The organism is Streptomyces hokutonensis, from assembly GCF_000376565.1.
GTDB lineage: Bacteria > Actinomycetota > Actinomycetes > Streptomycetales > Streptomycetaceae > Streptomyces > Streptomyces hokutonensis.
This window is the reverse complement of record NZ_BARG01000058.1, coordinates 20,614-42,475: the sequence shown is the minus strand read 5'-3', so window position 1 is coordinate 42,475 and position 21,862 is coordinate 20,614. Positions and strand designations below refer to the sequence as shown.

Annotated in this window: 16 protein-coding genes; 9 read left to right on the top strand and 7 right to left on the bottom strand. The window is 69.4% G+C overall.

Going from position 1 to position 21,862, the window contains the following annotated elements:
* Positions 1-25 precede the first annotated feature (25 nt).
* The 5 genes from SSP08S_RS34990 to SSP08S_RS34970 form a co-directional block, all read right to left on the bottom strand.
* Positions 26-577 carry a Pycsar system effector family protein gene (locus SSP08S_RS34990; protein ID WP_019072305.1) on the bottom strand — a complete coding sequence of 184 codons (552 nt, stop codon included), beginning with the start codon at positions 575-577 and terminating at the stop codon, positions 26-28.
* Complete coding sequence (locus SSP08S_RS62890) at positions 574-3,156, bottom strand: hypothetical protein (RefSeq protein ID WP_174479427.1); 2,583 nt, start codon at positions 3,154-3,156, stop codon at positions 574-576. The genes SSP08S_RS34990 and SSP08S_RS62890 overlap by 4 nt, the downstream gene beginning before the upstream one ends.
* Positions 3,157-3,227: 71 nt before the next feature.
* Positions 3,228-5,480 carry a hypothetical protein gene (locus tag SSP08S_RS34980; protein ID WP_019072304.1) on the bottom strand — a complete coding sequence of 751 codons (2,253 nt, stop codon included), beginning with the start codon at positions 5,478-5,480 and terminating at the stop codon, positions 3,228-3,230.
* Positions 5,477-6,409, bottom strand: coding sequence for a hypothetical protein (locus SSP08S_RS34975; protein WP_026179098.1), 933 nt, complete (start codon positions 6,407-6,409; stop codon positions 5,477-5,479). Before SSP08S_RS34975 ends, SSP08S_RS34980 begins: the two co-directional genes overlap by 4 nt.
* Before the next feature lie 879 nt (positions 6,410-7,288).
* Positions 7,289-8,044 (bottom strand): Crp/Fnr family transcriptional regulator, encoded by a 756-nt coding sequence (locus tag SSP08S_RS34970; protein WP_019072302.1) that lies wholly within the window; start codon positions 8,042-8,044, stop codon positions 7,289-7,291.
* Between the two features lie 230 nt (positions 8,045-8,274).
* On the opposite strand from SSP08S_RS34970, the gene SSP08S_RS34965 reads away from it, so the two are divergent.
* The 9 genes from SSP08S_RS34965 (at position 8,275) to SSP08S_RS61975 (ending at position 19,718) form a co-directional block, all read left to right on the top strand.
* Positions 8,275-8,820, top strand: a complete 546-nt coding sequence (locus SSP08S_RS34965; protein WP_102133483.1) for a DUF1707 and DUF4190 domain-containing protein — start codon at positions 8,275-8,277, stop codon at positions 8,818-8,820.
* Positions 8,821-9,129: 309 nt separating this feature from the next.
* Positions 9,130-9,501: a 30S ribosomal protein S12 gene (gene rpsL, locus SSP08S_RS34960; protein ID WP_003948652.1), complete on the top strand. Its 372-nt coding sequence runs from the start codon at positions 9,130-9,132 to the stop codon at positions 9,499-9,501.
* Positions 9,502-9,504: 3 nt separating this feature from the next.
* Positions 9,505-9,975 (top strand): 30S ribosomal protein S7, encoded by a 471-nt coding sequence (gene rpsG / locus SSP08S_RS34955; protein ID WP_005481264.1) that lies wholly within the window; start codon positions 9,505-9,507, stop codon positions 9,973-9,975.
* 39 nt (positions 9,976-10,014) lie between these two features.
* Positions 10,015-12,144 carry an elongation factor G gene (gene fusA, locus SSP08S_RS34950; protein ID WP_019072300.1) on the top strand — a complete coding sequence of 710 codons (2,130 nt, stop codon included), beginning with the start codon at positions 10,015-10,017 and terminating at the stop codon, positions 12,142-12,144.
* 143 nt (positions 12,145-12,287) lie between these two features.
* A complete protein-coding gene (gene tuf, locus SSP08S_RS34945; RefSeq protein WP_019072299.1) occupies positions 12,288-13,481 on the top strand; it encodes an elongation factor Tu in 1,194 nt (397 codons plus the stop codon).
* A 182-nt stretch (positions 13,482-13,663) separates the two neighbouring features.
* Entirely contained in the window at positions 13,664-16,729 is a 3,066-nt protein-coding gene (locus tag SSP08S_RS34940; RefSeq protein ID WP_043259899.1) for a glycosyl hydrolase 115 family protein, read from the top strand.
* A 13-nt stretch (positions 16,730-16,742) separates the two neighbouring features.
* Positions 16,743-17,144, top strand: a complete 402-nt coding sequence (locus tag SSP08S_RS34935; protein ID WP_369407107.1) for a hypothetical protein — start codon at positions 16,743-16,745, stop codon at positions 17,142-17,144.
* A gap of 40 nt (positions 17,145-17,184) precedes the next feature.
* Positions 17,185-19,200: a hypothetical protein gene (locus SSP08S_RS34930; protein ID WP_245608017.1), complete on the top strand. Its 2,016-nt coding sequence runs from the start codon at positions 17,185-17,187 to the stop codon at positions 19,198-19,200.
* Positions 19,197-19,718 (top strand): hypothetical protein, encoded by a 522-nt coding sequence (locus tag SSP08S_RS61975; protein ID WP_158697248.1) that lies wholly within the window; start codon positions 19,197-19,199, stop codon positions 19,716-19,718. The genes SSP08S_RS34930 and SSP08S_RS61975 overlap by 4 nt, the downstream gene beginning before the upstream one ends.
* Before the next feature lie 49 nt (positions 19,719-19,767).
* Here SSP08S_RS61975 and SSP08S_RS58360 read toward each other — a convergent pair whose 3' ends face one another.
* Positions 19,768-20,163, bottom strand: a complete 396-nt coding sequence (locus SSP08S_RS58360; protein ID WP_019072294.1) for a hypothetical protein — start codon at positions 20,161-20,163, stop codon at positions 19,768-19,770.
* A gap of 170 nt (positions 20,164-20,333) precedes the next feature.
* Positions 20,334-21,725 (bottom strand): S41 family peptidase, encoded by a 1,392-nt coding sequence (locus tag SSP08S_RS34915; protein ID WP_019072293.1) that lies wholly within the window; start codon positions 21,723-21,725, stop codon positions 20,334-20,336.
* Between the last annotated feature and the right edge of the window lie 137 nt (positions 21,726-21,862).

Below are 21,862 nucleotides of genomic sequence, written 5' to 3'. Positions count from 1 at the left end.
GCGGGGACGGGTGCCGGTGCGGCGGTCAGCCGATCAGCAGTGAGGCGGGCAGCAGGACCGTGCCGGTGCAGAAGGCGATCAGGCCGGTACGGATCCACTGGTGTTTGCGGGCGACGATCTGGCTCAGCTCGGCGAGGGCCTGGGTCAGCCCGGTCGTGGGGTCACGCCCGGTGTCGCCGAGCGCGGTCTCCAACTGGCCCTGCCGGACGGCCTGTTGGATGTCACCGAAGTAGGAGAGGGGCCGGCCGGGCGTCCATCGCTCGGAGCGGTAGCGGGGCAGCACGGCGAGCAGCAGCGCGAACAGTGAGAGTCCGAGGGTGGCCAGTGCGACCCACCACAGCACGGTGGCCGTGGCCGACAGCTCGTCCGGGGTCCACCCCCGCCCCGCCAACAGCCCGCTGAACACACCGCCGGTCATCCCGAGAGCCCCGACGAGCACGGACGCCTTGCCGTCCGCACGGGCGACTTCGCTACGGAGCTCGGAGAGCAGCCTTTCGCAGAGGGGGATGAGGTCGGTGGGGTTGAGGTTGGGGTTGGGACGGGGGAGTGGCGTGGGAGCGGGGTCGAGTGTGGTCATGCGCCGCCGCCCTCTGGCCTGTCGGGTTCTTCGACGTCCTCCTCCTCTGAGCCTGCGGCCACCTCCGGCAGGGTCGGCGTCCGGCCGTATCCGGGCGGGGGCTGCCAGGCGGAGCCCTCGGGTGCGGCAGACGTCGGCGACTGGTCGGCCGGGGCCTTGGACAGGGCAGCGGGTGTCGAACCCGACGGCTGTGGCAGGGCGGCCGGAGACGATGCCGGGGGCTGCGCCGGGGCATCCGGGTACGAGCCCTGCGGTGCGCGCCCGGCGGGCGGTGAGCCGTGGGGCGTGGACGTCGGCATGCCTGCGGTCGGCTCCTGCGGATACGGCGCGACGCCGGCCGATCCGGCCGATCCGGCCGGTCCCGCCGATCCGGCCGGCCCAGTCGGCCCAGCAGGCCCGCTCGACCCACTCGACCCAGTGGGTCCGGCCGGTCCGGCAGGGGCAGTCGGTCCGGTGGGTCCGGCATGTGCCGGAGACTGGCCGGAAGCCAGGGGGCCCGGGGCACCGGGGAACGATCCGGCGGCGGCGCCGGGGACAGCCGTCGGCGCACCCGGGTAGGGCCCGCTCGGATACGGGCCGCTCGGGTTGGAGGAGTTCGGGTGCGGGCCGCCGGGGTTGGCCCCGCTCGGATACGGATCGCTGGGGTCGGCCCCGTTCGGGAACGCCCCTGATGCCGAGCCCTGTCCGGGACCGTACGGGCTTGTCGCCGGGAACTGCCCGGGCCCGTACGGTCCCGTCCCCGGCGTTTGTCCAGGTGCGTGCGGTCCCGGCGCCGAGGCCTGCCCGGATCCGTACGGCCCTGGTTCCGCCGCCTGCCCGGGCCCATGCGCTCCTGCCGTCGGCGCCTGCCCAGGAACGTACGCCCCGGGCGCCGAGGGCTGCCCACCCGCGTAAGTCCCGGGCGCGGCCCCCGGCCCACCCACAGACGCTCCCGGCGTCGCGTCCTGCCCACTCGCAGACGCCCCCGGCGTCGAGCTCTGCCCTGCCGTATACGCTCCCGGCGCCGCACCGGGCGTACCCGGATGAGCCCCTGGCGCTGCACCGGGCGGACCTGCATAAGCCCCTGGTGCCGCACCCGGCCCACCCGAATATGTCCCAGGCGTCGAACCAGGCCCACCCGCATAAGCGCCAGGCGCCGCGTCCTGCCCTGCCGTATACGCTCCCGGCACCGCACCGGGCGCACCCGCATGGGCCCCTGGCGCCGCGCCCTGCCCACCCGTATAAGCCCCCGGCGTCGAGCCCGGCCCACCCCCATAAGCCCCCGGCCCACCCGCATAACCCCCAGGCACCACCCCCGGCCCCGCCCCATAACCCCCCGGCATCCCACCCTGCCCAGGCGGCGCATACGCCCCCATAGCCGTCGGCTGTCCGCCCAGCCCCGGCTCACCCGGAGGCATGGCCGAAGGAGTGGTCATCCCCGGGCCCATTCCTGCAGGCGAGCCGGCGATCTGCTCGCCGGGGTATTCCGGGCCCGCCCCCGGAGGGAGCGGCGGAGGCGGGTTCTGGGGTACGCCCGGGAGGCGTTGGGTGAGGATGTCGTTCACCGTGCGGAGGGCCAGTTGCTTGGGGCCCTCCAACTCCCAGCTCTCGGCCGTGTCGCCGTTCAAGAGCTGTTGGACCAGTTCCATCTGGGCCTGGATCATGCGGAGTTGGTCCTCCCGCATGCTGTTCATGACCATGTGGGAGTCCTCCGGGTGCTGGGCGAGGTGGAGTGCCCACTGGTGGACGCCGCCCTGTTGGAGGTGGAACTGGTAGAAATTGATCTTCTCTTCCTCCAACCGCTGGAGTTCCAGCTGCTGTTGGCCCGCGAGCAGGGCCTGCGCGTGCTGCCAGCGCTGCTGTTGGAGGAGGAGTTCCTGCTGGTGGGTGCCGTACTGCAGGGCGCGGTCGAGCTGGAGCGCGTCGCCCTGGCGGGCGCGGCGGTCGACCTCGACGTCGATGTCCATGCCCCGCTGCGCCGCCCGGATCTGTTCGTCGGCGGAGTGCTCGATGGCCTGCTTGCGCAGCTCGTGCTCGATGTTGGCCTCGTCGCGCTTCAGCCGCAGGGTCCAGGTGACCTGGAGTCCGGCGGGGGCGCCGAGCGGGCCGAGCAGGTTCATCCGCTCCAGCAGTTCGACCTCGGCCGACGCGCTGTCGGCGATGGCGAACCGGCGGGTCACCGGCCGCGCCGCCTGCTGGAGTTCGCCCAGCAGCAGCCCGGGTACGTTCCGGTGGCCGCTGGCCACGAACCGGACCGGGTCGAGGACCTGCCAGGACAGGTCGACCGCGGCCGTGAACTCGAACGCGTCGTTGTCGCTGGGCAGCGCGAGCTCGCAGGTGTGCGGATGCACGCCCATGTCGACCTCGTACACGGCGGTGTAGCGGTTCGCCGCGATGTCCCCGCGGGTCGGCCGCTGCGGCGGGAGGTACGCCACGAAGCCGCCCTTGCCGGTGGCGAAGACCAGGGCGTTGTCGATGCGGACGTACGACTTGAGGTTGAACTCGAAGCGCGACAGCTGCCGCACGGTGAGGACGGGGTCGACGATCTCGGTGTGCCGGTCGGCCGGCTGCTGCCACTCGGGCTGGCGGAAGGTGGGCATGGGCGTGTCTCCTCGGGCGTACCACCCGGCGTGCGCGGGTCGTTCCGACGTGGGTCGGCGGATGACGTGGGTCAGCGGATGGGGAGCGTGGTCAGCAGGCGGGCCGCCACCCGGGGCGGCGGTTTTCCGTCCTCGCCGGACATGGTGCGCAGCAGGTGGCTGAGGCGCTGGTGGTCCTCGGGCGTGGCCACCAGGGTCGGGAGCAGGGCGGCGAGCGCCCACTCGGTGGCGGTGGCGCGGTCGGCGATCAGCACCCACGCCTTCAGCACGTCCAGCGCGGGCCGGGTGGTGCGCAGATCGGCCAGCGCGGCCCGCCAGAGGTACGGGATGCCGTACGCCGAGGCGCTGCCCGCGGCCACCGCGCGGGCGTACCAGTCGAGGACCAGCGGCATGCCGTAGCGCTCGTCGCCCTCGGTGCGACCGCAGGCGTTGACGAAGCCGGCGAGCGTGAGGTCGCGCACCGCGCGGTCGTCGTCGAGGTGCTGGCGCAGCTCCGCGAGCACCCGCTCCTCGGCCGAGGAGAGCAGCAACAGCCCTACGGCCTCGGCGAGTTCACGCCCGATCTCCAGATCCAGGTCCTGGTCGTTCTCGTAGAGCCGCCGTACCGCCTTGCGCAGCGCGGCGAGTGCCTGCTCCGGGCGCTCCGAGCCGATCAGGCCGTACGACCGGACGCCCACCCAGCGGCGGCGCTCGTCGTCGCCCTCGCACCAGTCGTCGAGGATGCGCGGGATGTTGGGGGTGTCGACGAGGTGGGCGAGGGTCAGCGAGTTGACGGCGACCAGCCGGTGCCGGAACAGCTTGGAGGTGGCCCACACCTCGATGACCAGGGCCATCGCGGAGGGCAGGTCGGTGCGGGCCAGGATCGCGACGGTGGACGCGGCGCGGGTGCGCACCAGTGGGCGGCCGTCGTCGGCGAGCCGGCGCAGCCAGTTGATGAGGGCCGGGCGGGCCGACGGATGGCCGGTCCACAGTTCGCGCAGCAGCACCAGCGAGGCCCGTTCGTCGAGGAACCTGGCCTTCTGCTGGGCGACCGGGCCCCACTCGGTGTGCTCGTCCTCCTCGTACCGTGTGGCGCGGGCGAGTTGGAGGCGCTTGCCGATGTGGGTGCCGAAGACGGGGACCTCGGGGACGCGGGTGGGGTTCTCGGTCTCCTGGAGGAACCGGTAGAGGAGATCGCTCAGTTCGGCCGTGAGGGCGTACGGTCCGCCGTCGAAGGCGGCGAGCGCGACCAGGAACGCCTTGTCGCGCAGATGGATCGCGCTCTCGTCCTCCTCGAACCACTCCTGGACCTGGCTCTCCAGGGAGATCAGCGAGAACTGCGCGATCGCGTCCTCGGTGATCTCGCCGGCCACGAACCGGCCCAACTGCCCTGCGAACGCGACGACTTCGCGCAGCTGGTGGTCGCGGCCGAGGAACTCGACCACGTCCGGCAGCTCCAGCAGCTTGGCGGCGGTCTCCTCGTCGGTGCGCGTGCGCACATGCGCGGCGAGGACCTCGGCCGCGCTCGGCGGCCGCCATTCGGCCTTCGGTACGTCCTCCAGTACGGCCGTGGGGCCGACGGTGATGACCAGATAGGCGTCCTGCTCGACGAGCCGGTCCTTCGCGGCGAGGAGGTGCGGTTCGCGCAGCGGGCGGTCGCGGCGGGTGGCGAGGTCGCTGACGAGGTAACCGCGGGCCTGGTCCTCGGAGTTGAACTCCTTGGCGAGGGAGGCCGGGTCGGTGTCGCGCACCAGGGTGCGGACGGGGTCGGCGCCCAGCCGGTGCAGCAGCATCAGGGCGGCGGTGTGGCGGCCGGTGAAGCGGGCGCCGGAGAGGACCAGGACGCGGTCGCTGCGCAGGCGTTCGAGCAGTCCGGCCATGTACTCCTCGTCGGCGACGAAGGTCTCGGCCAGGCGCTCCAGGACGATCCGCGGGACCTCGCCGGAGGCGGAGGCGGGGGCGGACAGGCCGGGTATCGCGTAGTGGATCTCCGTCTTGCTGCCCATGATGACGTCGCCGGTGACCCGGCCGCCGCTGACGCCGTGCTGGTCGTGGCCGACCAGGCTGCCGCCGAAGCGGGAGCGGTCGCCGACGTGCATGCTGCGCGGGCTGTGGTCGATCAGGTCACGGCGGGCCGCCCAGGCGGTCTGCGGCTGGTCGTGTTCCTCGTCGTCGCCGGTGCCGCCCTGTGCGGTGTCGTCGGCCGTGGTCTCGCCCTGCTTCGGGTCGCCGGAACCCTTGGCGCCCTTGGCGTTCTTCTGGTCCTTCGGGCCCTTCTGGTCCTTGGCGTCGGAGGGGCCGCCGGACGCGGCTCTCGGCTTCTCCGGCTCCTCCTGGTCGCTCATGCGCCGTCTCCCCGCTCGTGGCCGCCGAGGTGGACGTCGCCGGTGACCTGGCCGCCGCTGACGCCGTGCTGGTCGTGGCCGACCAGGCTGCCGCCGAACGACGGCGGACCGCCGTTGAAGTTGAAGACGACACCCGGCGCCGGGGCTCCCCGTGGTCCGTCCGGCGCCGGGCTGTTCTCCGGTGACCCGCCCTGCGGCGGCACCCGCTCCTCGGGGGCGTCCGAAGCCGGAGGCTGCGATGCGGGGGCATCGGGCGCGGGAGCTTCCGATCCCGTGGCGTGGGGCGCAGGGCGGTCCCCCGATCCGCCCTGCGCCTCCCCCTCCCCCGTGTCACCGTGGTTCGCGCCGGCCGCCCCCTCGGGCACCGGTCCGTGCAGCCAGGCCTCCAGCGGGCCGTTCTTGCTCGCCACCGTCACCCGGTGGAAGTCGTCGGCCGGGATGCCCGGGTGGTCGTGGCGGACGACTCCCGCGTACAGGGCGTCCGAGACGCACAGCGCGAAGTCCTCGGTCCGCTCGCGCAGGGCGGCGCGCAGGACGTCCGCGTCCAGCAGCCGGCAGGCGTGGTTGAGGTCGGAGCCGACCCAGCCGTCGTGCAGGTCCACGGCGACGTACCCCGTGGCGACGACACCGCGCAGCCGGATCTGCGCGGAGCGGGACGCCATGCGGTTGACAGCCTTCAGCCGGACCGGCACCTCCGTGAGCAGGGCCCGCAGCAGTGCCGTGACGGGGGCGCTCGCGTCGATCAGCTCCATCACCGAGTCACCGCGGTCGGCCCGCAGCCGCCGGGTCTCGTCGATGCCCGCGCTCTCCAGCGTGCGGTCGGTGATGTCGTAGAGCATGCGGCGCAGATAGGCCTGTTCCACGTCGTCCCGGTCGCTGTACCTCTCGATGTCCAGCAACAGGATCGTGCGGCTCACGGGGTCGCTCATGGTCGCCTTTCACGGGGGCGCGCTTGTGCCGATTGCGCGGGGGCGTGCTTGTGCAGAGCAGCAGCGTGAGGCTGACGGGGCATCAGCGGTGAGGGAGGATGACGCACTTGGACTGTGAAGGTGTTCACAGTCGGGGTCGGCGGGGGTTGATGGGCGGGGCCGGCGGTCCGGTCGGGGACACGGGGCGGGTGGCCCGAGCACCCCACTGCCTCGAAGTCGCGCGGGCCCGCCTCGCGTGTCCGCCCACCAACTCACCGCACCCTGACCGGCCGACCGGACGGCCTGGGCCCTGGTCCCCGCTCGCGCTCGCTGAACCGGCCGAAAGCCGAAGGCCGGAGCATGTCCCTTCCAGTACGAGTACATCCACCCGGCAGCTGACACCGCGAGCGAGTCCTGCCCTCCGGTTCCGGGCGGAGGACGGGACGTCGCGCACCCCGCGTCTGCACCAGGATCCGCCGGACGGGCGGCCGTGGAACGTGCGGGCAAGGTACCGGCCGCCTGTGGAGGAGCTCGGCACGTTCTCCCGCCGTACCGGCCGAAGCCCACGTCCAGGCGGTACGCGTACATCCGCCCGGCAGCTGACACCGCGAGCGAGCCCTGCCCTCCGGCTCCGGGCGGACGGTGGGACGTCGCGCACCCCGCGTCTGCAACAGGATTCGCCGGACGGGCGGCCGTGGAACGTGCGGGCAAGGTCCCGCCCGCGGAGCCCGGCACGTACTCCCGCTGTACCGGGCGAAGCCCGCATCCAGCCTGTACGAGTACATCTGCTCGGCAGCTGACACCGCGAGCGAGGCCCGTCCCTTCGGCTCCGGGCGGACGGCGGGACTGTGCGGCCCGGGGGCCGGCGGGACCACGCGGACCCGGGGCGGGCCCCGATCCTCAGTCCTCCACCGGCCCCGGTGGCGACGGAATCCCCGCCGTCGGCCCTGCGGCCGCGATCCGGCGCAGGATGTCCGGGCGCATGATCAGCATCGTGCGGCGGCCGGTGGCTACGGCCCCCTTGTCCCGTAACTCCTTCAGCAGGCGCTGGACCATCTCCCGGGAGGCGCCGACCGACCCGGCCAGCTCCTGTTTGCTGAGGGGTACGGCGAGTTCGATGCCGTCGGGGGTGCGGCGGCCGTGGGTGCGGGTCAGGTCCAGGAGCAGGACGGCGAACCGTTCGCGCACGCTCATCGACGCGAACTCCAGCCGGCGCCGGTCGGCCGCGCGGGTGCGGTCCGTGGTGAGGCCGAGGAGGGCGAAGGAGGCGGCGGGCGAGCGGTTGAGGAAGCCCTTGAACTGGCCGCGCTCCACCGCCACCGCCCGCACCGGTTCCAGCGCGGTCACCGTCGCCGACCGGGGGCGCCCGGTGAGCGCGGCCGACTCGCCGACGATGTCGCCGGGGCCGCGCAGCGCGAGCAGGGCCTCGTAGCCGTTGGCGGCCGAGGCGGTGACCTTGGTCCAGCCGTGCACGAGGAAGAGCACGTGCGCGGAGGGTTCGTGCTGGCGGACCAGGACCATCCGGGGAGTGAAGTCCAGCGCGCGTCCCAGGGCCAGCAGCGCCGAACGGTCCTCGCCCTCCAGCCGGGCCAGGAACGGCACCTGGTCGTCCAGACCCCCGTCGTCGGGCGTGTACGCCGATATCCCCGTTGTCATTTACATCCCCCGAATTCCGACAGTGGGTCGATCAACGTACTGAAAGCACGGAGTCGCGGAGAGTGAAAGCGCGGAAACCGGCCACTGGCGGAAGCCGGTCGGTCAGCATGCGGGTTCACGCCATCGGGGCCGCCGCGGCCGGGGAGGCGTCCGGTGGGGAACCAGTGCCCTTTTCGACACGTTGGAGCATCATGGAGGCATTCGGTCTCCGGCGCCGGGGGAGGTGTTCCGTGTCGTACCCGACACCGTGGCAGGGGCAGGGACCGCAGCCGTGGCACGGACAGGGCGGGTCGTCGATGCTGGCGGCGACCGCCGACCGCGAGCGCGCCGTGGACGTCCTCCGCGCGGGCTTCGCCGAGGGGCGGCTGCGCGAGGACGAGCTGGAGAAGCGGGTCGCGCGGGCCTACGACGCCCGGACGGTCGGCGAGCTGATGCTGCTGGTCGCCGATCTGCCCCAGGGCCCGCAGGCGACGGTCGTCCAGGTGCCGCCGCCCGGTTTCCGTCCGGTGCCGCCGACCTTCCTGCCGGCTCCGCTGCCGCCGACCAACGGCAAGGCGGTCGGCGCCCTGGTCTGCGGCCTGCTGACCGTGCCGACGCTGGGCCTGACCGGCATCCCCGCGGTGATCCTGGGCCACACCGCCCGCGCGGAGATACGCCGGACCGACGAGATCGGCGACGGGATGGCGCTGACCGGACTGGTCTTCGGGTGGCTCGCGGTCAGCGCCTGGACCCTGTTCCTGATGCTGCTGGTGGTGGCCGGCGTGAGCTCGAACTGACCCCTCCGAGCCGTAGATTCGAAGATCGCGGAGGGGGTGCGGCTTCGGCTTGTTCCGTGCCGAGCCGTGGGTGACACCCATTTGTTTTGACCGCAGCGAATGAGGTAGGTACGCTCAGACCTTGTGCCTGGGGTGTGCCCTGGCCCTCGTGCGTGCCTTGAACCGCACTAAGGGGGCCGACACTGGCCACCGCAATCTGCGCCCCTTTTGCTACCCGGCGAAAGTCTGCGGGATTCGACACACCCGACCGCGTGGGTCGGCGACGTTCCAGGTTAGCTTCACCATCGGCACACAGAAACCGGAGAAGTAGTGCCTACGATCCAGCAGCTGGTCCGGAAGGGCCGGCAGGACAAGGTCGAGAAGAACAAGACGCCCGCACTCGAGGGTTCCCCTCAGCGTCGCGGCGTCTGCACGCGTGTGTTCACGACCACCCCGAAGAAGCCGAACTCGGCCCTGCGTAAGGTCGCGCGTGTGCGTCTGACCAGCGGGATCGAGGTCACGGCCTACATTCCGGGTGAGGGACACAACCTGCAGGAGCACTCCATCGTGCTCGTGCGTGGCGGTCGTGTGAAGGACCTGCCCGGTGTTCGCTACAAGATCATCCGCGGCTCCCTTGACACCCAGGGTGTCAAGAACCGCAAGCAGGCCCGCAGCCGCTACGGCGCCAAGAAGGAGAAGTAGAAAATGCCTCGTAAGGGCCCCGCCCCGAAGCGCCCGGTCATCATCGACCCGGTCTACGGTTCTCCTCTTGTCACCTCCCTGATCAACAAGGTGCTGCTGAACGGCAAGCGCTCCACCGCCGAGCGCATCGTGTACGGCGCCATGGAGGGCCTGCGCGAGAAGACCAGCAACGACCCGGTCATCACGCTGAAGCGCGCGCTGGAGAACATCAAGCCCACGCTCGAGGTCAAGTCCCGCCGTGTCGGTGGTGCGACGTACCAGGTTCCGATCGAGGTCAAGCCCGGTCGCGCCAACACGCTCGCGCTGCGCTGGCTGGTCGGTTACTCCCGCGCCCGTCGCGAGAAGACCATGACCGAGCGTCTGCTCAACGAACTTCTCGACGCTTCGAACGGCCTCGGCGCGGCCGTCAAGAAGCGCGAGGACACCCACAAGATGGCCGAGTCCAACAAGGCCTTCGCGCACTACCGCTGGTAGTCGCAGACCCCATCGAGACCGAGAGAAGACTGAAGCCTTATGGCTACCACTTCACTTGACCTGGCCAAGGTCCGCAACATCGGGATCATGGCCCACATCGACGCGGGCAAGACGACCACCACCGAGCGGATCCTCTTCTACACCGGCGTCAGCTACAAGATCGGTGAAGTCCACGACGGCGCCGCCACCATGGACTGGATGGAGCAGGAGCAGGAGCGTGGCATCACGATCACCTCTGCTGCCACCACCTGTCACTGGCCGCTTGAGGACAACGACTACACGATCAACATCATCGACACCCCGGGGCACGTCGACTTCACGGTCGAGGTGGAGCGCTCGCTGCGCGTCCTCGACGGTGCCGTCACGGTGTTCGACGGTGTCGCCGGTGTCGAGCCGCAGTCCGAGACGGTGTGGCGTCAGGCCGACCGTTACGGCGTGCCGCGCATCTGCTTCGTGAACAAGCTGGACCGTACCGGCGCCGAGTTCCACCGCTGCGTGGACATGATCTCGGACCGCCTGGGCGCCCAGCCGCTCGTCATGCAGCTGCCGATCGGTGCCGAGATGGACTTCAAGGGCGTTGTGGACCTGGTCCGCATGAAGGCGCTCGTGTGGTCCGCCGAGGCTGCGAAGGGCGAGATGTACGACGTCGTCGACATCCCGGCCACGCACACCGAGGCCGCCGAGGAGTGGCACAACAAGCTCGTCGAGGCCGTCGCGGAGAACGACGAAGAGATCATGGAGCTGTACCTGGAGGGCCAGGAGCCCACCGAGGAGCAGCTGTACGCCGCGATCCGTCGTATCACCATCGCGTCCGGCAAGTCCAAGGACACCACGGTCACCCCGGTGTTCTGTGGCACCGCGTTCAAGAACAAGGGCGTCCAGCCCCTGCTCGACGCGGTCGTGCGCTACCTGCCGACCCCGCTCGACGTCGAGGCCATCGAGGGCCACGACGTCAAGGACCCCGAGGTCGTCGTCAAGCGCAAGCCGTCCGTGGACGAGCCGCTGTCCGCGCTCGCGTTCAAGATCATGAGCGACCCGCACCTGGGCAAGCTCACCTTCGTCCGGGTCTACTCGGGCCGCCTGGAGGCGGGTTCGGCAGTGCTGAACTCGGTCAAGGGCAAGAAGGAGCGCATCGGCAAGATCTACCGCATGCACGCGAACAAGCGTGAGGAGATCGACTCGGTGGGCGCCGGCGACATCGTCGCCGTCATGGGCCTGAAGCAGACCACCACCGGTGAGACGCTGTCCGACGACAAGAACCCGGTGATCCTGGAGTCCATGGACTTCCCGGCGCCGGTCATCCAGGTCGCGATCGAGCCCAAGTCCAAGGGCGACCAGGAGAAGCTGGGTGTCGCCATCCAGCGTCTCGCGGAGGAGGACCCCTCCTTCCAGGTCCACTCGGACGAGGAGACCGGCCAGACGATCATCGGCGGTATGGGCGAGCTGCACCTCGAGGTGCTGGTCGACCGTATGCGCCGTGAGTTCAAGGTCGAGGCCAACGTCGGCAAGCCGCAGGTCGCCTACCGTGAGACGATCCGTAAGGCCGTCGAGCGCGTGGACTACACCCACAAGAAGCAGACCGGTGGTACCGGTCAGTTCGCCAAGGTGCAGATCGCGATCGAGCCGATCACCGAGACCGACGGTCCGGCGTACGAGTTCGTGAACAAGGTCACCGGTGGCCGTATCCCGCGGGAGTACATCCCGTCGGTGGACGCCGGTGCGCAGGAGGCCATGCAGTTCGGCATCCTCGCCGGGTACGAGATGACGGGCGTCCGCATCACGCTGCTCGACGGTGCCTACCACGAGGTCGACTCCTCCGAGCTCGCGTTCAAGATCGCCGGTTCGCAGGCGTTCAAGGAGGCCGCCCGCAAGGCGTCTCCCGTGCTCCTCGAGCCGATGATGGCCGTCGAGGTCACCACGCCCGAGGACTACATGGGCGAGGTCATCGGCGACATCAACTCCCGCCGTGGTCAGATCCAGGCCATGGAGGAGCGTGCCGGTGCCCGCGTCGTGAGGGGCCTCGTGCCGCTCTCGGAGATGTTCGGCTACGTCGGCGACCTCCGCAGCAAGACCTCGGGTCGCGCAAGCTACTCGATGCAGTTCGACTCCTACGCCGAGGTTCCCCGGAACGTCGCCGAGGAGATCATCGCGAAGGCCAAGGGCGAGTAACACACACCGTTTGCACGCTTTAGGCTTGACACCGACCGCCGGGGCTCACCCGGGAGGGCAGACCCCGGCGGGCGGCATCCCAGCAAAGATCACCTGGCGCCGATGAGTAAGGCGTACCAGAACCACTCCGCAGGAGGACCCCAGTGGCGAAGGCAAAGTTCGAGCGGACTAAGCCGCACGTCAACATCGGCACCATCGGTCACATCGACCACGGTAAGACGACCCTCACGGCCGCCATTACCAAGGTGCTGCACGACGCGTACCCGGACCTGAACGAGGCCTCGGCCTTCGACCAGATCGACAAGGCTCCTGAGGAGCGCCAGCGCGGTATCACGATCTCGATCGCGCACGTCGAGTACCAGACCGAGACGCGTCACTACGCCCACGTCGACTGCCCCGGTCACGCGGACTACATCAAGAACATGATCACGGGTGCGGCGCAGATGGACGGCGCCATCCTCGTGGTCGCGGCCACCGACGGCCCGATGCCGCAGACCAAGGAGCACGTGCTCCTGGCCCGCCAGGTCGGCGTTCCGTACATCGTCGTCGCCCTGAACAAGGCCGACATGGTGGACGACGAGGAGATCCTGGAGCTCGTCGAGCTCGAGGTCCGTGAGCTCCTCTCCGAGTACGAGTTCCCGGGCGACGACCTGCCGGTCGTCAAGGTCTCGGCGCTCAAGGCTCTCGAGGGCGACAAGGAGTGGGGCCAGACGGTCCTCGACCTGATGGCCGCCGTCGACGAGTCGATCCCGACCCCCGAGCGTGACGTCGACAAGCCGTTCCTCATGCCCGTCGAGGACGTCTTCACGATCACCGGTCGCGGTACGGTCGTCACCGGCCGTATCGAGCGTGGTGTCCTGAAGGTCAACGAGACCGTTGACATCATCGGCATCAAGCAGGAGAAGACCACCACCACGGTCACCGGCATCGAGATGTTCCGCAAGCTGCTCGACGAGGGCCAGGCCGGTGAGAACGTCGGTCTCCTCCTCCGTGGCATCAAGCGCGAGGACGTCGAGCGCGGCCAGGTCATCATCAAGCCCGGCTCGGTCACCCCGCACACGGAGTTCGAGGCCCAGGCGTACATCCTGTCCAAGGACGAGGGTGGCCGTCACACGCCGTTCTTCAACAACTACCGTCCCCAGTTCTACTTCCGCACCACGGACGTGACCGGCGTCGTGACCCTCCCCGAGGGCACCGAGATGGTCATGCCGGGCGACAACACTGAGATGACCGTTTCGCTCATCCAGCCCGTCGCCATGGAAGAGGGCCTGAAGTTCGCCATCCGCGAGGGTGGCCGCACGGTGGGCGCCGGCCAGGTCACCAAGATCAACAAGTAGTTCTGATCTGACCCGGTTGTAGTTTCCGGGGAGGCCCGTACGACTTCGGTCGTACGGGCCTCTTTGCTGTCGTGGGGCCGCTGTTACGAAACTATTCGGCGCGCACGACCCGTTGTCCCCTCCGGTCGCTCGTCCCACCATTTGTCATGCCGCTGAGCAAATTCGCGTGGGAGGGATGAGTCATGAGTGGGTACGTGAGCCGAAGAGCCGTTCTGGGCGCGGGACTTGCCGCGGTGCCGATGCTGTCGTCGGGGGTCCCCCGGTCCGTCCAGGCGGGTGCGTACATCTCCTTCTCGCGTACGACGGGTGCCTTCCCCCTGGTCGGCGCCCCGGTCGTGGTGGACCCCGACGATCACCCCGGAGTCGTACGGGTAGCAGGGGATCTGCGGGCCGACATCGAACGCGTCACGGGCGTACGCCCCGGAAGCGCGCTCGCCCGTACGGCGGTGCTGGTCGGCACGATCGGCCGCAGCGCGCTGATCGACGGCTTGGTGGCCGCCGGGAAACTGGATGTCTCCGGGATCCGTGGCAGGTGGGAGACCTCGCTGCAGACGGTGGTCGAGCGTCCGATGCCGGGGGTGGACCGGGCGTTCGTCGTCGCGGGGAGCGACCCGCGCGGCACGATCTTCGGCGCCTACGACGTCTCGTACGGCATCGGGGTCTCGCCCTGGCACTGGTGGGACGACGTACCGCCGACGCGGCGCGACGAGGTGTGGGTGCTGCCGGGCCGGTACTCGCAGGGCACGCCGGCGGTGAAGTACCGCGGCTTCTTCATCAACGACGAGAACCCGGCGCTGGGGACCTGGGCGCCGGCGTACTTCGGGCCGGGCAGGGCGCCGGGGTATCCGGGCGGCTTCACCGCGGACTTCTACGGCAAGGTCTTCGAGGTGCTGCTGCGGCTGAAGGGGAACTACCTCTGGCCGGCGGTGTGGGGGCGGGCCTTCGCGGAGGACGACCCGGAGAACTACCGGCGGGCTTCGGAGTACGGGGTTGTCATGGGCACGTCGCACGAGGCGCCGATGATGCGCGGCATCGAGGAGTGGAACCGGCACGCGGTCGCCGCCGTCCGCGACTCCTCCGGCGCGATCGTGACACCGGGACACGATCCGTACGGCGGCACGGGCGAGTGGTCGTACCGGCTCAACTCCCAGGCGATCCGCGCCTATTGGCGCGCCGGAGTGCAGCGCATGGTCGACCAGGGCTTCGAGGGCGTCGTCACGCTCGGCATGCGCGGCAACGGCGACACGAGCCTGCCGGACGGAGACGGCATCGAGCTGATGCGGGAGATCATCACGGCGCAACGCCAGATCATCGAGGAGGTGACGGGCCGCCCGGCGGCGGAGACCCCGCAGGTGTGGACGCTGTACAAGGAGGTCCAGCGGTACTGGGACCGGGGGTTGAGGGCCCCGGACGACGTGACGGTCGTACTGACGGACGACAACTGGGGGAACATCCGCAGGCATCCGGATGCGGGGGAGGGCGATCGGGCCGGAGGCTACGGGCTGTACTACCACTTCGACTATGTGGGCTCCGGGCGGAACTACAAGTGGGTGGACACGGCGAACCTGCGGAACGTGTGGGAGCAACTGCACGCGGCGCACGCGTACGGGAACCGTGGGCTGTGGGTCGCGAATGTGGGCGACCTGAAGGGGAACGAGCTGCCGGCCGAATTCTTCCTCAACTACGCCTGGAATCCCGGGGATTGGGATCTCACGCGGCTCGGGGAGTGGGAACGGCGGTACGCGCGGCAGAACTTCGGAGCCGCCCTGTCGCAGGAGATCGCTTCCGTCCTCGCGGAGTACGGGCAGTTGCAGGCGCGCCGCAAGCCGGAACTGCTGAACCGGCGGATCACTCTCGTCGACGGCCAGGTGGTCCCCGACGACCAGCAGACGCCGTTCGCCTTCGGGCACCGGGAGTTGGAGCGGGTCACGGAGGAGTGGCGGGAGCTGGGGCGACGGGCCGAGCGGATCGGGCGGCGATTGCCGGGTGGCGGTGGGGTGCGGGACGCGTGGTTCGAACTCGTCGGGTACGAGGTGCTGGCGACCGCCAACCTGTACGAGCTGCGGTCGGCCGAGTTCACGAACCTGCTCTACGCGGCGCAGGGCCGGGCCGCGACGAACGACCTCGCGGACACGGCGGAGGCCGGGCTGGCGACGGACTTCGCGTTGGCCGACCACTTCAACTCGGCGGTGGCGGGCGGGAAATGGCACGGCTTCCAGACGCAGCCCCACATCGACTACGGGGATGTGGAGCGGTACGGGCCCAATGCCGGCTGGCAGCAGCCCGAGCGGGACAACGTGGCGCTGCCGGACGTGCTGTTTCCGGCGGTGCGGCGGATCGAGGTGGGGGAGCGGGCGGAACTGGGGGTGGCGGTGGACGGTTCGGAGACGGGGGTGTGGTGGCCGGGGGGTGGGGCGGGGGCGGCGCCCGTCCTGCCGGTCTTCAGTCCGTACCAGACCCGGCCGCAGCAGTTCGTCGAGGTGTTCAACCGGGGGCGTACGGCCTTCGACTACCGGATCGATACGTCGGCGGTGCCGTGGTTGGTGGTGGAGCGGCCGCGGGGGCGGGTGGAGCGGCAGGTGCGGGTGGAGGTGGGGGTGGACTGGGCCCGGGTGCCGGTGGGGCGTGCGGAGGGGGTGCTGACGGTGACCGGTGCGGGGGCGTCGGTGGCTGTCACCTGCGTCGCCGAGAAGCCGTCGGCCCGCGGGTTGCGGGGGTTCGTGGAGGCGGGCGGTTATGTGGCGATCGACGCGGAGCACTACGAACGGGCGGTCGGCGGGTGGCGCCGTATCGACGGCATCGGGCGGACGGGGGCGGGGGTGACGCCGTGGCCCGTGACGCTGCCCCGGCAGACGCCGGGCGGGGCGGGTTCGCCGCGGCTGGAGTACGAGGTGAGCCTGTTGGGGGCGGCTTCCGGGGGCGAGGTGACGGTGTGGGCGTATCTGTCCCCTCGTAACCCTGCGTTGCCGACGGGCGGTCTGCGCTACGGCGTCTCGCTCGACGACGGGCCGATCGAGACCGTCGACATCAACGTCGGTGCTGATGACGGGCTGTTGAACGCGGTGTGGGCCCGCAACACCTCCGACAACGTCAACGCGACGTCGACGAAACACTCCGTGACGAAGGCCGGGGTCCACCGGTTGAAGTTCTGGATGGTGGACCCGACGGTGGTGCTGCAGCGGCTCGTGATCGACACGGGGGGTCTGCCGGCGCTGTACCTGGGGCCGTTGGAGAGCCGACGGGTGTAGCGAAGGGATCGCGGTGAGCGTGCCGGGTGTGTCGAGTGTGCTGGGCGTGTCGGGTGTGCCGAGGGAGTTGGGCGTTTCGGCTCCGGGGAAGCTGGCGTCCTCGCCGGGGGAGAAACGGGCGGCGGCGAAGGCGATCGAGGAGTGCATCGAACCCGACACGCTCGCGGCGGGCCGCTGGGCGGACGAGGAAGTGGGCGCCGCCGTACGGGAGTTCGCGGCGAGGGACGGGGACGGGTGGCTCACCTCGGCCGCTCTCAAGAAGGCGCACGGGGCGTGGGCGGACCAGGTGAAGAACCTGATGGACCGGCTCGGCGCGGAGAAGGACGCGCTGCGGAGCGGGAACGCGGTGCTGACGAGTACGGATCTGGCGGTGGGGTCGACGTTGCGGCAGCAGTCCTCGCTGGACACGTACTGAGCTTGGGGTGACGGGGCGCATGCCGACGTATCACGAGATCATGACCACCGACCTGGCCGCGCTGACCACTGCGGCCGAGCGCTGGGACGGTATGGCGGGCGAGTTCGAGAAGCAGGAGACGGCGTACCGGCGGGATGTGCACGGCATCTCCATGGGCACGACGTGGACCGGGCTCAGTGCCGACGCGGCGAACGCCCGCTTCGACACCACGCTCAAGGAGTTCGGGTACGCGCAGACGGAGGCCAAGGCGATCGCGTCGCTGCTGCGGGACGCGCACGAGCGGTTCGTGGAGCTGCGGGGCCGGGTGGAGGCGGCGCGCGGGGACGCGATCCGGGCGGGCATGCAGGTCTCTGATCAGGGAGTGGTGAGCCCCGGTCCCGGCCAGCCGGACACCCCCGCCGATCCGCACGCCGCGCAGCAGTGGCAGGACCGCATCACCAAGGCGGTGCACGACGTGACGGACGCGGACGCGGGCGTCCGGATCGCGCTGGCAGGCGTCGTCGTCGACTCCGAACTCCTCGCCGGCGGGCGGGGGTTCAACGGCAGGGCGATGGGTGACGTGGAACGCTACGAGGCCGATGAGACGGACCGGTACCTGCAAAAACTGAGCAGGGGCGGCGAGTTGACGGACGCTCAACTCGCCGAACTGGAACGGTCCTTCCGCGACAACAGCGGCGACGAGGTGTTCGCGCGGACACTACTGGACGACCTGGGCGCGACGGACACGCTCCGACTCACGAACGAGCTGAACGACCGTATCCATGTCCGGGGCGGCGCCGGTGCGGGCACGTACGCGACGATCGAGACGGGCCTCGCGAACACGCTAGCCGCGGCGACGAGGCATCCACAGGCCGACTGGTACCGGAAATGGCGCACCGACATGCGCCACGCGGGCCTCCAGCACTACGCCACCGATGCCCAGGGCCTCCACCTCGACAAGGCGGTCGGCTACCAGTCGCTGGTCACGCTGATGCGGAAGGGCCACGGGTACGCGCCCGAAATGGTCGAGGACCTCACCGACGACATGATCGCGGCGGAGAAGAAAAACCCCGGGATCTGGCGGGTGAAGGGCACGTACGCCGGCGCGGGCGGCGGCTGGTTCGCCAACGACCCCGTCGACGGCATCCTCGGCATCATGAGCCGCGACCCCGCCGAGGCCGCGCGCTATCTCCATTCCGACGCCCACATGAAATACCTCATGAAGGACCGCGACTGGAACGTCACCCTGAACGACGAGGGCCTTTCGAAGGGCGGCCACCATGTCCCCCGGCTGGACGGCGACGACCGGGCGGGATTCGGCGCGGCGTTGCAGGCGGCGGCGACAGGGATCGATCCGGCGCATCCTCATGGGGCGCGGGTGGGGGATCGGGCGACGAACGACGCGGTCTTCAAGTCGGCGCTGACATATCTGTCGGACAGCGGCGACGACTTTCCGCCGTCTTTGCGGAAGCCGATGGCCAACGTGCTCATCAATCATGGGGATACCGTGCATGCGGCCATGAGCGAGGTCGATGTCAGCAAATCCCCTCTGGACCAGCACCGCCTCTTCGAGGTCGCGAAACAGGTGTCCAAGGACGAGGGCGCGTACGGCACGTTGAACGGTGGGATGAACCAGGCGCTGGTGTCGGCCATCCACAACGACCACTCGAACTCATCCGATTCCCTCAGCGCGGCCGGCCGCACCGTCGGCTTCCTGGAGGAGGCCCGGGTCCAGGCCGCGGGAGACCCGAAGGTCGCAGAGTTCGAGACGAAGCCGTTCTTCGACAAGGCGATCAGTTATATCCCTGTGGTCAGTGGGGATGTGCAGACGGGGTTTGACTATGTGACGGACCAGTGGCTGGCTGACGAGCAGCGGCGGCTGGACAACAAGCAGGCGGACGACAATATCCAGGCGTATACCAAGAGGAACGGTCAGCTGATGGCTCTCGCCAATGAATGGAAAAGGGTGCATCAGCAAGATGGTGGCGTGCACCTCGATCCGCAGGCGGAGATCAGCCGATCAGCTGAGGACGGTATGGATCGTGCGACTGGGATGTCTGGGGAGCGATCCAGGTGAAGGCGCGTCTCTGCACTCTGTTCCTCTCATCTGCCCTTGTTGTGTCCTGTGGTGGTTCCAACGACAAGGGGATTCCAGATGTGATCTGCGGTACGCGTATCGCTCCCAATCTTGCGCGTCCGCTTGTGACGTCTACCGAGGAGTGGCATGAGTACGATCGCGTTGACCGGGCCGCGGCAATCACCGCTCCTTGCCTGGTGCTGTCCGGGCGAGAGGTAGTGCTTGGCTTCCGCTTCTCATGGCGCGATAGCGAGACAGATCTCATGTATCTGGCCAAGAACACCGGATCGGTCTCGCGTGTGACGGAACCGCGCAGTATCAACTCCGCCTACAAGACAATCGTCGGCATCGACGGAGCCATTTCGACTGCCACTTGCCAATCCAACGGCGGCAAATACTTCACCCTCACCCTCCAAGTCCCCCCAATCCGCCTGACGGACCACACCCACCGAAAGGACATCGAGAAGTTCATGCGGGCCTACTTCCCGGCGACCCTCAAGACCTTGGGGTGCAGGTGAGAGGTGGTGCCGGATGTCGCATCCGGCACCACCCACCTGTGTGCACGCCTTATGAAGCCACGAGGTAGCTGATGCTCTCGCCGGGTTGTGTCCTGAACTCCAGGCGGAAACGGGTGTTGTCCCGCACGTTGGTGGACAACGTTGCCCATCCCGGATACGGCAGCAGTTTCCAACGGCTACAGCTGATCGTCGCACCGTTGGCCCGCTCCAGGCAGGAGCGGGCGTCCGTCTGGTATCGGACGTACGTGAGCCGCACGTTGATGTCCATGCAGCGGTTGGTCGTGTAGTAGGGCCCCACCGCGTTGGAGCCGTACGGCAGCCTGATGGTCGCCGACCGTGCGCCGCCGTAGCAGCTCGTCGCGGCGGAACTGACTCCTGCGCTCGGTCCCGACATGCCCCCCAAGGCCATGGCTGCCACAAGAGCGATCTTCGCCCACTTGCGCATACACACCTCCATCATCGACAGACCGGATTATTCGGTCGATGAGCAGATTAACTGCTCCATTACATATTTTTGGAGGTGATGATAATTAATGACATCGAAAGGTCGTTAAGGGTGATGCCTTGGGCGATGGGTGTTCGGCGGGGTAGGCCTTGTTGTCCAGTACTCCGGGTTCAGTGGCCGGTCCCGAGGAGATTCATCGCTCGGTCGAACGCCGAGTCCTGTCGCTTGTCGAACTCCTCCTTCGTGAACACCGGCACCGTCACCTCCGGTGGTATCCCCGTCCCGTCGAACGTCCGGCCCGAGTCGGTCAGGTACTCCTCGTTCGGGAGCCAGGCGGTCATGCCGTTGGGGAGTTCGCGTTCCAGGACGTCGGAGAAGACGCCCTGGGTGGGTTGTCCGATGCGGATCGTGCGGGTGGGGCGGTCGAGGAGGGCCTGGGTGAAGGTCTCGCCCGCGCTGACCGTCGAGCCGCCGGTCAGGGCGGCCACCGGGCCGGTGTAGTGCGGGGCCTTGGCCGGGAGTACCTGGATCGGTTCGGGGTGAGTGTGGCGGTTCGGGTTTGTCGGGTCGTTGCGGGCGCGCTTGGCGTAGGCGATGTACGGGGTGTCGGTCAGGCGTTGCGCGACGTGGATGCCGAGGGCGTCGGAGCCGCCGCCGTTGATGCGCAGGTCGATGATCAGGCCGTGCAGGTGACGTGACCGTTCCGGCGTGAGGATGGTGTTCAACGCCCGGTCTAGTTCGGCCAGTTGGGCCGCGTACGACGCCTTCTCGTCGGGCAGGTAGCCGGCGAAACCGGAGATGCGGAGGTAGCCGATACGGCCGCTGCCCGCCAGGTCCGCGTACGTGATACGGCCGTTGGCGAAGTCCCGGCGGTACGGCGCGTTCGCCAGATCCCGCGCCTCGATGAACTTCTTGACCTTCGCGTCCAGTTCCTCGTCGGGGACCTCGGTGCCGGGGCGGCCCTCGGCGAACACGCGGTCGCCGTCCTGGACCGCGACGTGGGCGTCGTAGAGCGGACGCACCATCCTGCTGAAGATGTCGAACAGTTCCGCCCTGGTCGTGTTCTTGTGCACCTGTGGGCGGTACTCGTCCCGTACGGCGTGCCAGTCGATTCCCTTGGCGGCGAAGAAGGGGTAGTTCTCCTCGTAGGACTGCCAGAAGACGTCGAAGGTGGTCAGCGGGTCCTTGGGGGTTGGGCGCGTGCAGGCGGCCGGTAGGGCCGAGATGCGGACCAGCTTGCGATGGCCCACCGCGCTGGCCGCGCCGAGGATGGCGTGGTCGCCGTCGCGGCCCAGCCGGACGGTCAGGACGTCGCCGCCCACCGTGTACGTCCCCGGGCCCGTCCGCCGTGCGGTGTCGCCCTTGAGGCAGCTCACGGACGTGGTCTGGTACTCCTGGTACGTCCCGTGATCGAGGGCGAGGACCGTGCCGTAGCCGTTCATGCGCCAGAGGCCGTCGACGGTGGGACCGGCGCCGGAGGCGGACGCGGCCGGCGCGGCGATGCCTGCGGCGAGGGTCAAGGCGATGACGGTGGCGGTGGTGGTAGCAGTGGCGATACGCACGTTCTGATCTCCCCGCGGTGCGGCGGTCCGACCTGCTTGACCTGCATGTCTTACAACCCTGACCGAGCGACGGTCGCCCCTGCCATCCGGCACACCCGAGCATCGGGGTGAGGGAAACCCCCGGGACGTCCGCCGTT